The following is an 11,161-nucleotide window of genomic DNA, read 5'->3' on the forward strand; positions in this document are numbered from 1 at the left end:
ATGGTGCAAACCTCTCTCTTGCGCCCGGCCCTTCAGGGTGTCGCCTTCTTCGGGCTGATCTGCGCAGCTCTGGTGACCATGTGGAGCTTTCTGCCGGCCCAAGGCGCGGATTGGTATCCTTCGCTCTGGTTGCGCCTTGCGGCCATCAGCCCGCTGTTTTTTGCCTCGCGCCTGTCGCCGGCGGTCTTTCAGGTGCTGCGCCGGCGCATGGATGGGCCGGCACGTCTGTCCTTTGCCCTTTTCTTCTGTTTGGGCGTGGGGCTTGTAGGACGTATCACCGAAAGCGCTGTGATCTTCTTGCGCGATGGCGCGGCGCTCCAGCTCGGCTTGGCCGACATCCTGTTGCAGCCCTTCAGCGCACGCTACAGCCTGACCGTCTTTGCCGATATCGGCTTTGCCAGCGCTGCGGTGCTGGCGGCGGGCTTTGTTGCGCTGCTCAGCGTGCCCATCCGGGTGCTCAGCCTTGAGCAAGCTGAAAAGGCCGCACAAAAAGCCACCAGCGCAGCAGACCAGGACAGCCGCTAAGCCCCATGCCCTAACGGCCCCGGAACAGCCCCCCGAGAATGCCGCGAATGATCCGCCGCCCTGTGCTGCCCTTGAGTTCGCGCACCAGCTGTTTTGTGAGCGCTGCGCCAAAGCTCTCTTCTTGGCGGCCTGCGCTGCGCGTCGGGCGGGCGCCGTCATAGCGCCGCGCCGCCTTAAACCTGCGGTCCCCGTCTGTCGCCTGATCTCTGGTCTGATCTGTGGTCCAATCTGTGGTCTGCTCCCTGCGCAGCGCCTGCTCTGCGGCGTCTGCCTCCTTGGCGGCCTGCGCTGCGCGCTGTTGCAACAGCTCATAGGCCGACGGGCGGTCAAGCTCGGCTTCGTATTTTCCAGCGATATGCGAGCTGGCCACCACTTGAGCACGCTCGGCCAGGGTGAGTGGCCCCAAATGCGAGCTCGGCGGGCGGATCAACGTGCGCTCAGCCACACCGGGCACACCCTTGTTTTCCAGAAACGAGGTCACGGCCTCCCCCACGCCCACATCGCGAATGGCGGCTTCGATGTCAAAGCGCGGATTGGGACGATAGGTCTGGGCGGCCAGCCGGAGGGCTTTCTGGTCGCGCGCCGTGAAGGCTCGCAGCGCGTGCTGCACCCGGTTTCCGAGCTGGCCCAAAACATCCTCAGGCACATCATCAGGGTTTTGGGTGATAAAATAGACCCCAACCCCTTTGGAGCGGATGAGCCGTGCCACCTGTTCCACCTTATCCACCAGCGCCTTGGGCGCCCCATCAAACAGCAGATGCGCCTCATCAAAGAAAAAGACCAGCTTGGGTTTGTCCGGATTGCCCACCTCGGGCAGCTCTTCAAACAGCTCTGACATGAGCCAAAGCAAGAAGGTGGCATAAAGCCGCGGCGCGGCCATGAGCTTGTCCGCGGCCAGAATATTCACCCGGCCACGGCCATCCGGGGCCATCGCCATCACATCTGTCAAGGCCAGCGCCGGCTCGCCGAAAAGCTTATTGCCCCCCTGGTTTTCGAGCACCAGCAAGCGGCGCTGGATCGCCCCGATCGAGGCTGTGGAAACAGTGCCAAAGCGCAGGCTCAGGGCCGCCTTGTTCTCTCCAACCCAAACAAGAAGCGCCTGCAAATCCGCGAGGTTGAGCAGCGCCAACCCCTCTTCGTCAGCCACCCGAAAGGCGATGTTTATAACCCCTTCCTGCGCTTCACTCAGCTCCAGCAGCCGCGAAATCAGCAACGGCCCCATCTCGGCCACGGTGGTGCGGATCGGATGGCCCTGCTCTGCAAACAAATCCCAGAAGGTGACAGGAAAACTCTCATAGCCAAACCCGGTGAAACCGATCTTTTCTGCCCTGCTCATGAAGGCCGCATGAAGTTTCGCTTCGGCGCTGCCCGCCTTGGCCAGCCCGGAAAGATCGCCCTTCACATCCGCCATAAACACCGGCACGCCCGCGTTGGAAAAACTCTCAGCCATGATTTGCAAAGTCACCGTTTTGCCGGTGCCGGTCGCTCCGGCAATCAGCCCATGGCGGTTGGCATATTTCAACTTGAGCGCCTGCGCGACCCGCTGATCGGGCCCGCCCCCGCCCATAAATATCGCATCCTGCATCGCATCACTCAAAGCCAGTCCCCCTTAAAACACGGGCCACACAGCGATTCCGCACGCCCCCCTCACAGTATTTTAATGTTTTCACGTCAGTATCAAGCAGACTTCGCGCCGCATGTCCTCTTGGCGGGAAGTCTACTTCCTCCCTGTCAGACTTGGTCGCGCCTCTGAGCGCGACCTTTTTTTGCCCCAATGCGCCACTGCCCTGTTGACGGCTGCAACACCGTGACATAGGCTTTGGCTCATATTAAGTCGGCCAAGTCCGACGGGGAGAGACCTGGAAAGAGGAGCTGTAATGGCTCCTTTTTCTTTGGCTCGGCAGCAATGCCCCCACCTCTTTGGCCAGAGTCTTTGCACACCCGCCCGGAGGGGCACCTCTGCACAAACGTCTGCGCAAACCGCTCCACAAGCCTCTGCAAAAGCTGCGCAAAAACCTGCCTTTCCGGGTCATCGGGCCGAGTTTCACCCTGACAGCCCCGTCACAGCATGGTAAGCCCAGACAAGTCATAAAATAGGACACACCCATGCTTCAAACCTGTCGCTTCGCCCTCCTGCTCGCCCTTCTGAACGCCGCCCCGCTGGCGCTCAGCGCCCAAAGCGCCTCGCCAGAGGACGCCCCAAGCGCTCCCGAGGCGCTGAGCCTTGGCGAAGAGGCGCTGCCAGAGCCCTACATCAAGGCCGAGGTGGGCGATTGGCAGGTCCAATGCCTGCGCGCCCCCGGCGCCGCTGACAGCAGCACACCCGCCAAGGAACCCTGCCAGCTGTTCCAGATCTTGCAAGACTCCCAAGGCACCAATGTCGCCGAGGTCACAATTTTCCCCCTCGCGCAAGCCGGTCAAGCCGTGGCCGGGGCCAATGTGCTGGTGCCGCTGGAAACCTTGCTCTCAGCCCAACTCACCATCCAGATCGATTCCGCCACACCGCGCCGCTACCCTTACAGCTTTTGCAGCCCGATCGGCTGTTTCGCGCGGGTCGGCTTCACAGCCCAAGACATTGACGCCTTGAAAAAAGGCGCCGTTGCAAAGGTTCTCTTGCGCCCTGCCCCGGCCCCCGACGAAATCGTGACGCTGGATATGTCCCTCAAAGGCTTCACAGCCGGCTATGACAGCCTGCTCGCCGAGTGATTGAGCCAGAGGCCCCGGCCTTCTTCTGGTCAAAAATACCTAATTCTGCCCGTGCAACCGCATGAGCCTTGGCGGTTTTGCGGGCGCGCAGGGGGCGAAAAGCCCCCTGCGCGCGGATCGGATTGGCGCAGCCAATTCGACCTTGCTTTGCACCGCGTCAAACAGATTTCAGCACGATCACGGCATTCAGGCCGCCAAAGGCAAAGGCGTTGGAGAGCACCGCCCCAACCCGCGCCTCGCGGGCGACATTGGGCACCACATCCAGCGCGCATTCCGGGTCTGCCTCCTCATAGCCAATCGTGGGCGCAATAATCCCGTCACGCAGCGCCATGATACAGGCCAAAAGCTCCACCGCCCCGGTGCCCCCAATCAGATGTCCATGCATGGATTTGGTGGACGAAATCATCACCTTGTCCGCATGAGCGCCAAAGGCGTCCGCCACGGCGGCGCATTCGGTCTTGTCGTTGGCCGCCGTGCCGGTGCCATGGGCGTTGATATAGCCCACATCCTCGCAGTTCAGGCGCGCATCGCGCAGCGCCCCGGCAATGGCCCGCGCCGCGCCCTGCTTTGAGGGCATGACAATATCGGCCGCATCCGAACTCATGGCAAAGCCCGCAACTTCGGCCAGTATCTCGGCGCCCCGCGCGCGCGCGTGCTCAAACTCTTCAAACACAAATATCCCCGCGCCCTCGCCCTGCACCATCCCGTTTCGGTTGGCGCTAAACGGGCGGCAGGCATCTTTGGACATCACCCGCAGCCCTTCCCAGGCCTTGACCCCGCCAAAGCACAGCATGCTCTCCGAACCGCCGGTGATCATCACAGGCGCAGCCCCGCCATGGACCATCTGGAAGGCCTGCGCCATCGCATGGTTGGAGCTCGCGCAAGCGCTGGCCACCGTAAAGCTCGGCCCCTTGAGGTTGAATTCCATACTCACATGGCTCGCGGCCGCGTTGTTCATCAACTTGGGAACCACAAAGGGATGGACGCGGTTTTTCCCCTCTTCATAGACCGAGCGGTAATTCTCATCGAGCGTCGTCATCCCGCCCCCCGAATTGCCCAGAATAACCCCGGAGCGCGCGGCCAGCTCGCCTGAAAACGCAAGTCCCGACTGCCCAATCGCCTCGCGCGCCGCAATCAGGGTAAACTGGGTGAACCGGTCAAACAGCGAAAGCTGCTGGCGGTTGAAAAGCGCGTCCGGCTCAAACCCCTGCACCTGCGCCCCAATCTGCACGGCCAGCCGCTCCACATCCGGCATCACCAGGGGCCCGATCCCGCAGCGCCCCTCTGCCATCGCCTTCCAGGTGTCCGGCACGTTGTGGGCCAGCGCGTTGATCGTGCCGGCTCCGGTGATCACGACACGTTTCATCGCCCTAGCCCTGTTGCTCGGCAATCAGCTGTTCAATCCCCGCCACGATCTGCGCCACGCTGGAAATATCAAACCCGGACTCCTCCGGGGCATTGGCGTTGAACGGAATGGAAATGTCAAAGGCCTCTTCAATCGCAAAGAGCGACTCAACCAACCCAAGGCTGTCAATGCCAAGGCTCTCCAGCGTGCTGTCCAGCTGCACGTCCTCGCGCTCCAGCATGGCCTGCTCGGCGATAATCTGCACCACTTTCTCTTGAACGCTCATATCATCCCCAAGTGTCTGACTGCTGTTGATTTAGTCCCTTGCAGCCGCGTTGAAAACTGCTTTTTGCAACTCCGCCACCTGTTTCATCAGCCGGGGCAACCGGCGCAGCGCCTTGTAACTCGCGACATGGCTCTCCATTTTTACCGCCGGATAGCCCAGCAAAACGCGCCCCTTGGGCACGTTGGTAAAAATCTTGGTCGCCCCGCCGGCAATGACGTTGTCGCCCACAAAGATATTGTCGTTGATCCCGACCTGCCCGGCGAAAACGCAGTTGTTGCCAATCGTGCTGGACCCAGCCATGCCAACCTGTCCGCAAATCAGGCAATCCGTCCCGATCACCACATTATGGCCGATATGCACCATGTTATCGAGCTTGGTGCGCGCACCGATCCGGGTGTTGCGCACGGTGCCACGGTCGATACAGGCATTCGCGCCGATCTCGCAATCCGCACCGATCTCAACCGCGCCAAGCGAATGAATGCGCTCCCAATGCTGGCTCTCGCCCGCGCCCTGATCGCCCAAAGAGGCGCGGGTGCGCTCCACGGCGCTTTCCTCGGGCGTCACAAAGCTGAAACCGTCGCCGCCAATCACGGCCCCGGGCTGCACAATCACCCGTGCGCCCAGCGTGCTGCGCGCACCGATGCGTGCGCCCTCGCGAATGAAGCAGCCCGCGCCAAGCGTGGCACAGGCCCCAACAAACACCTGCGGCCCGATCACGCTGCCCGCCCCGATGCGCGCGCCCGCCATGACAACCGCCAAAGGCCCCACGCGCACGCCCGCGCCCAGCTCGGCAGCCGGGTCGATCACGGCAGAGGGGTGAATGCCCTCGGGATAGCTTTCGCCCGGGTCAAATTGTTTGGACAGCCCCGAAAGCGCATAGCGCGGGCGCGGCGGAATGATCGCCGCCCTCAGGCCCAGAGCTTCGTAATCGGCCCCTTCCCAAAGCACCGCGGCCCGCGCCTGGCCCGCGCCCAAACGCGCGGCAAAATCGGGCTTCATCGCCAGCGCAAGCGTGCGCGGGCCAGCGTCCTGCGGCTCCGCCACAGCCTCTATTTCCAGTGAGAGGTCTCCCAAAGCCTTGGCTCCCAGAGCACTGGCAATGGTTTCAATCGTATAGCTCATGGCCCGTTCCTAAACTTGGGCCTGTTGCTTAGCCCCTTGAGGCCCGAAGCACCACACCTTCTTTCGCCAGTGCCCGCCAGATTTTTGCATCCCGCCCATAGATGTCGCGGCGGAAATGCACCTTGCCTTTCGCATCTGTAAAGGCCGTGCGGTAGATGATATGCACCGGCACTTCTTTTTCAAGCGTCACGACAGTCTCTTTGCCCGTATCCAGTATCCTGTGAAACTGCCCCTTGGGATCGCGGCTTTGCTTGGCCAGAAGCGCATAGGCAAAGTCGAAAGGATCGTTGAGCCGCACACAGCCGTGGCTGTAGGCGCGGGTTTCACGGCTGAACAGGTTCTTTGCCGGCGTGTCATGCAGGTAAATGTTGTATTTGTTGGGAAACATGAATTTCACGAGGCCCAATGCGTTGCGCCGCGACGGCGGCTGTTTGATCGCATAGGGAAAGCTGCGCGCGGTGTAATTGGCAAAGTTGATGTTGCTGCGCGCCACTTTGCGGCCCCGGCTGTCATAGAGCTCCAGATGGCTCGCCGCATTGGCGTTGTTTTGCATCATCGGCAGGTATTCCTTGGTGGCAATAGAACGCGGCACATTCCAGGTTGGATTGATCACCATGAACTCCATCACATCGGAAAATTCAGGCGTGCGCCGATCGCTGTCGTTCGCCCCGACCACGCTGCGGGTCTGAAACGTCACCTTGCCATCATCCACAATGCGGGCCGAAAAATCGGTGATGTTCACCAGCACATGGCGCTTGCCACGATCCGAATTGACCCAGCGTTCGCGCTCCAGCGCCACGATGATCGCCTTGAGCCGCTCTTCTGCGGAGGTGTTGATCTCGGCCAGGGTGCCTGCGCCAGCGATCCCGTCGGTTGTCAGCCCATGATCGGCCTGAAAGCGCTGCACGGCCTCTTGCAGGGCCCCGTCATAGCTCGGGCTGGCCGAGCGGCGCAGATAGCCCATGCGCACCAGCCTGTCGCGCAAAGCCACAACCGCCGCCCCCGATTGCCCCGGCTTGAGCGATTTGGACGGGACTGTGGCCCCAAATCCGCCCGCCCCAAGGCGCTTCTCATAGGCCAGCTTGGCCTTGAGCAGGCGCGCATATTCCGGCGTGCGCGGCGGCAACGCCCTGAAAAAACCATTCGGATTGGACTGCACCAAAGTGCTCAGATAGCTGCCGCGATCCCGGTACGGAACCTTGCGCACAATGCCCTCGTCGATCCGCTTGGGCACCAGCGCCCCGGTTTGCATCGCTTGTGCAAGGTCCAGAAACGCCCGGCTCAGCGCCACCTCCGCCAGCCCGCGTGCGCGCGGCGAATTGGCCGCCCTGAGCTGGGCCATCAGCGCTTTCGCCCCAAAGCGTTCCGCGGGCAGACCATGCAGCTGCGCCTCATCCATGGCCCGAAACAGCGCACGCCGCCGCTGGGCGTCCTTGCCAAAGGTCTGCGTCCAGATCGGCTCATAGCCGGTGGCCTTGTAAAAGGCGGCAATATCCTTGTCGCGTGCGGCGGCCTCGGCCACGGCCTGTTTGAACGCCGTCACCTCTGCGCGCACCTCCCCAGGCCCAAAGACCCCGCTGAGCGCAAAAACAAAAGCGAAAACATAGGCTTGGATCCGACCTGAAAAAGCTGCCACCGACACTGCCAAAAACCCTCCACACAGTCTTATTCAACATTAACGCGCCATAAACCAATTTACGATAGGCTCATGCGTGTTAGTTTACAGTGTTTTGATCGCTCATCAGGGCACTGTCCACTCACAACTGCATGATCTGCAAAACTCGGTAGGAACCTATGCAAGATAGCCGCAATTACCGCCGATTTACGCAAGTTTCACCGCTTTTCAGCAAAATTTTGCCTAAATTCCTGATTATCTCCTTGTTTGAAAAACTTTTCTTGGCCCCTGATTCGAACTGTGCCATAAATTCGGAGCATCTGGGGAGATGAAGGCAGCACAGGCGGGGGACACCGCCACATCAGGTAAGAGCGACGGGACGGCGCGATCACGATGACAAAGACACAGAGCTCAACGAGCCTTTCCAGACGCGCGCTGCTTGGCGCCTTCGCCGCGACGGCCCTTGTGGCCGCGCCGAGCTTTTCCAAGGCCGCCGGCTTTCTGCGCGGCGCAGGGGATATTCGCCGCCTCAAGATGTATTCATCCCGCACGGGCGAAAAGATTGACATGATCTATTGGGTGGATGGCGATTACATTCGCGATGCGGTTCAGGAGATCAACCATTTCATGCGCGATTGGCGCACCGGTGGGGTGATCAATATTGATCTGCGCACCATCGACATCATGGCCGCCTCGCACAATATGCTGGATGTCAGCGAGCCCTATCTGCTGCTCTCGGGCTATCGCAGCCCCAAGACAAACGCCATGCTGCGCTCGCGCTCTGGCGGTGTGGCCAAAAACTCCCTGCACATGAAGGGCCAGGCCGCTGATTTGCGCCTTGCCTCACGCTCGGTCAGCCAGGTCAGCCGCGCCGCAGCCGCCTGTGCCGCTGGCGGTGTCGGCCGCTACTCGGGCTCCAATTTCGTGCATATGGATTGTGGTCCGGTGCGCACCTGGGGGCGCTGAGCGCGCCCTGCCCTCTTTCACCCCCTCGGCCCGCCCAACACATGTGGCGCGGGTGGGCGGCAAGGCCAGCCCAAAAGAAAACCCCGCCAAACGTAAGGCGGGGCGTTCACAGCCAATACCGAAAGCGTTTCAGTCCAGCGCCAAAAGCGGCAGGCCGTGTGGCAGTGTCGCCAGATAGCGGCCAGCATCGGATTGGGTGATCGTATAGCCAAGGCGCGCAAGCTGGCGTTGCTGCGCCGGGCCGTCGCTAGCCAAAATCGGCGCAACGAGTCCTTTGATTTGGTTCAAAACAACCGGATCACACCGGTGCACGGCGGGTTTCTGTCTCATGACGCATCACCCGGCCAGCGCGCACAGATCTGTGCCGCGCAAAACAGAGGTCACATAGGCCCCCTGCGCGCTTTCGCGGATCCCGTAGCCATAGCCCCGCAGCCTGTGTTTCCATTCGCGGTCAGACACAGCCAACCGGCGCTCGCGCAGAACCACATCGCGGATCGTCTCGACATCACTCTTCATTTTCCGTCTCCTCGCTGATTGCAAAACAAACTGTTCACAAAACGAGCATTCTCCCCCGCTGTGGCGCGGGTTTAGCGGAAAAGAGGCATTTTAACGATTGTCAGGGTCATTTCAGGGCAGATCAGCTGTTCAGCCCAGCTTCCGCCTCAATTTGACGGCGCGATTTGCGCGCGCGCTCGGTGGCCGATTTGAGCTGCCCGCAGGCCGCCATGATATCCTCCCCCCGAGGCCGACGGATCGGCGAGGCATAGCCCGCATGATAAATCACATCGGCAAATTTCTCGATCTGCGCCCAATCCGAGCGCTCATAGGCCGAGCCGGGCCATTCATTGAAGGGGATGAGGTTGATCTTGGCCGGAATACCCTTGATCAGCTTCACCAGCCGCCGCGCATCTTCAATGCTGTCATTCACGCCTTTGAGCATCACATACTCAAAGGTAATTCGCTCAGAATTGCTCAGTTTCGGATAATCGCGCAGCGCGTCCAGCAAAGTCTGGATGTTCCAGCGCCGGTTGATCGGCACCAGCACATCGCGCACCGCGTCGGTGGTGGCGTGGAAACTCACCGCCAGCAAACAGCCGATTTCCTCGGCTGTCTTGGCAATTTCGGGCACAACACCGCTGGTGGACAGCGTGATGCGGCGGCGCGACAGGCTGATCCCCTCGCCATCCATCGCGATTTTCATCGCATCGCGCACGTTGTCAAAGTTGTAAAGTGGCTCGCCCATACCCATCAAAACGATATTGCTCAACAGCCGCGGCCCCGACTCTCCGGTCGCAACTCCCGGCTCGGGCCATTCATCAAGATCGTCGCGCGCCACCATCACCTGGCCGATGATCTCCCCCGCCGTCAGATTGCGCACAAGCTTCTGGGTGCCGGTGTGGCAAAATGTGCATGTGAGCGTGCAGCCCACCTGCGAAGAAATACACAGCGTGCCGCGGCTCGCCTCGGGGATATAGACCACCTCTACTTCATGGCCCCCGGCGATTTTCACCAGATACTTGCGGGTGCCGTCGCTGCTCACCTGCTTGCTGACAACCTCGGGCACCTCGATCACGAAATGTGCCGCAAGCTCGGCGCGGAAGGCCTTGGACAGGTTGGTCATCACGGAAAAATCCCGCTTGCCCCATTGGTAAACCCACTGCCAAACTTGGTTGACCCGCATCTTGAGTTGCTTCTCGGGCGTCCCGATCCGGGCCAGTTCCGTGCGCAGTGCGGCGCGCGTGAGCCCGACAATATTGACCTTGCCGTCCGGCCCCTCCGGCCGCTTGCGCGGCACCGTCAGGATATCCGGCATCACCGCCGTTTGGGCTTTGGGGTTGTCAGTCATGAAATCTTACCTTTCGCGCGCTAGAGCTTCATATAGGATTCGCGGCTGATTGGGCAACCCGCTCCGCACGCTCTTTTGCCCCTCGCGCCTGCGGTTCTGGGCGGCTTTCGGAGCCAAACAGCGCCTGCCCACGGCCACAAGCCCCAAAAAAACGCCAAATTGTGTGCAATGGTATACATTTCTGACCCCCGCCCCCTTGATCGGACCGGAAACATCATGCAAAAGCAGGCCAATTCACTGTCACATTGCATCACGGAGGTTCTCCATGCCCATCACAGTCGGACAAGACAGCGCCAAGACCCGCAAAACCCTCACCGTCGGCAGCGCATCGGTTGATTATTATTCCATTCCCGCCGCTCAGGCGGCCGGCCTCGGAGATTTCTCAAATCTCCCCGCCGCGCTCAAGGTGGTGCTGGAAAACATGCTGCGCTTTGAAGATGGCAAGACAGTCTCTGTCGATGATATCAAGGCTTTTGCCGAATGGGGCGCCAAGGGCGGCAAGAACCCCCGCGAAATTGCCTATCGTCCAGCGCGTGTTCTGATGCAGGATTTCACCGGCGTGCCAGCCGTTGTTGATCTGGCGGCCATGCGCGACGGGATCAAGGCCCTCGGTGGAGACGCCCAGAAGATCAACCCGCTTGCGCCCGTTGATCTGGTGATTGACCACTCGGTGATGATCGACGAATTCGGCAATCCGCGCGCCTTCCAGATGAATGTGGACCGCGAATATGAGCGCAACATGGAGCGCTA

Annotated in this window: 12 protein-coding genes; 4 read left to right on the forward strand and 8 right to left on the reverse strand. The window is 60.9% G+C overall.

What is annotated here, in order from left to right; genetic code table 11:
- Positions 1-525, forward strand: a complete 525-nt coding sequence (locus Q0478_RS07330; protein WP_298677743.1) for a hypothetical protein — start codon at positions 1-3, stop codon at positions 523-525.
- A 10-nt stretch (positions 526-535) separates the two neighbouring features.
- Here Q0478_RS07330 and Q0478_RS07335 read toward each other — a convergent pair whose 3' ends face one another.
- Positions 536-2,110: a helicase HerA-like domain-containing protein gene (locus Q0478_RS07335; protein WP_298677774.1), complete on the reverse strand. Its 1,575-nt coding sequence runs from the start codon at positions 2,108-2,110 to the stop codon at positions 536-538.
- Between the two features lie 521 nt (positions 2,111-2,631).
- Between Q0478_RS07335 and Q0478_RS07340 the strand changes: the two genes are divergently transcribed.
- Entirely contained in the window at positions 2,632-3,231 is a 600-nt protein-coding gene (locus Q0478_RS07340; protein WP_298677745.1) for an invasion associated locus B family protein, read from the forward strand.
- 157 nt (positions 3,232-3,388) lie between these two features.
- Here the strand turns inward: Q0478_RS07340 and Q0478_RS07345 are convergent, their stop codons facing one another.
- The 4 genes from Q0478_RS07345 to Q0478_RS07360 are packed head-to-tail and all read right to left on the reverse strand — an operon-like array spanning position 3,389 to position 7,527.
- Positions 3,389-4,597, reverse strand: coding sequence for a beta-ketoacyl synthase (locus tag Q0478_RS07345; RefSeq protein ID WP_298677747.1), 1,209 nt, complete (start codon positions 4,595-4,597; stop codon positions 3,389-3,391).
- 4 nt (positions 4,598-4,601) lie between these two features.
- Complete coding sequence (locus tag Q0478_RS07350) at positions 4,602-4,862, reverse strand: acyl carrier protein (RefSeq protein WP_298677750.1); 261 nt, start codon at positions 4,860-4,862, stop codon at positions 4,602-4,604.
- A gap of 30 nt (positions 4,863-4,892) precedes the next feature.
- Complete coding sequence (locus Q0478_RS07355) at positions 4,893-5,984, reverse strand: UDP-3-O-(3-hydroxymyristoyl)glucosamine N-acyltransferase (RefSeq protein ID WP_298677753.1); 1,092 nt, start codon at positions 5,982-5,984, stop codon at positions 4,893-4,895.
- 28 nt (positions 5,985-6,012) lie between these two features.
- Positions 6,013-7,527 (reverse strand): L,D-transpeptidase family protein, encoded by a 1,515-nt coding sequence (locus Q0478_RS07360; protein ID WP_298677755.1) that lies wholly within the window; start codon positions 7,525-7,527, stop codon positions 6,013-6,015.
- 465 nt (positions 7,528-7,992) lie between these two features.
- On the opposite strand from Q0478_RS07360, the gene Q0478_RS07365 reads away from it, so the two are divergent.
- Positions 7,993-8,565, forward strand: a complete 573-nt coding sequence (locus Q0478_RS07365; protein ID WP_298677757.1) for a DUF882 domain-containing protein — start codon at positions 7,993-7,995, stop codon at positions 8,563-8,565.
- A gap of 129 nt (positions 8,566-8,694) precedes the next feature.
- On the opposite strand, the gene Q0478_RS07370 is transcribed toward Q0478_RS07365, so the two are convergent.
- From Q0478_RS07370 to rlmN, 3 genes are all read right to left on the reverse strand, one after another.
- Positions 8,695-8,895, reverse strand: coding sequence for a hypothetical protein (locus Q0478_RS07370; protein WP_298677760.1), 201 nt, complete (start codon positions 8,893-8,895; stop codon positions 8,695-8,697).
- 6 nt (positions 8,896-8,901) lie between these two features.
- On the reverse strand, positions 8,902-9,081 hold the full coding sequence (locus tag Q0478_RS07375) for a hypothetical protein (RefSeq protein WP_298677763.1): 180 nt from the start codon (positions 9,079-9,081) through the stop codon (positions 8,902-8,904).
- A 121-nt stretch (positions 9,082-9,202) separates the two neighbouring features.
- Positions 9,203-10,411, reverse strand: coding sequence for a 23S rRNA (adenine(2503)-C(2))-methyltransferase RlmN (rlmN, locus tag Q0478_RS07380; protein WP_298677766.1), 1,209 nt, complete (start codon positions 10,409-10,411; stop codon positions 9,203-9,205).
- 265 nt (positions 10,412-10,676) lie between these two features.
- On the opposite strand from rlmN, the gene Q0478_RS07385 reads away from it, so the two are divergent.
- A partial coding sequence (locus Q0478_RS07385) for an aconitase family protein (RefSeq protein WP_298677768.1) occupies positions 10,677-11,161 on the forward strand: 485 nt, incomplete at its 3' end.

The sequence above is a fragment of the uncultured Lentibacter sp. genome, from assembly GCF_937123735.1.
Taxonomy (GTDB): Bacteria; Pseudomonadota; Alphaproteobacteria; order Rhodobacterales; family Rhodobacteraceae; genus Lentibacter.

Excerpts from the sequence above, each read along its gene's own strand:
- Q0478_RS07330 (WP_298677743.1), top strand. The coding sequence starts at position 1 with ATGGTGCAAACCTCTCTCTTGCGCCCGGCCCTTCAGGGTGTCGCCTTC.
- Q0478_RS07335 (WP_298677774.1), bottom strand. The coding sequence starts at position 2,110 with ATGCAGGATGCGATATTTATGGGCGGGGGCGGGCCCGATCAGCGGGTC.
- Q0478_RS07340 (WP_298677745.1), top strand. The coding sequence starts at position 2,632 with ATGCTTCAAACCTGTCGCTTCGCCCTCCTGCTCGCCCTTCTGAACGCC.
- Q0478_RS07345 (WP_298677747.1), bottom strand. The coding sequence starts at position 4,597 with ATGAAACGTGTCGTGATCACCGGAGCCGGCACGATCAACGCGCTGGCC.
- Q0478_RS07350 (WP_298677750.1), bottom strand. The coding sequence starts at position 4,862 with ATGAGCGTTCAAGAGAAAGTGGTGCAGATTATCGCCGAGCAGGCCATG.
- Q0478_RS07355 (WP_298677753.1), bottom strand. The coding sequence starts at position 5,984 with ATGAGCTATACGATTGAAACCATTGCCAGTGCTCTGGGAGCCAAGGCT.
- Q0478_RS07365 (WP_298677757.1), top strand. The coding sequence starts at position 7,993 with ATGACAAAGACACAGAGCTCAACGAGCCTTTCCAGACGCGCGCTGCTT.
- Q0478_RS07370 (WP_298677760.1), bottom strand. The coding sequence starts at position 8,895 with ATGAGACAGAAACCCGCCGTGCACCGGTGTGATCCGGTTGTTTTGAAC.
- Q0478_RS07375 (WP_298677763.1), bottom strand. The coding sequence starts at position 9,081 with ATGAAGAGTGATGTCGAGACGATCCGCGATGTGGTTCTGCGCGAGCGC.
- rlmN (WP_298677766.1), bottom strand. The coding sequence starts at position 10,411 with ATGACTGACAACCCCAAAGCCCAAACGGCGGTGATGCCGGATATCCTG.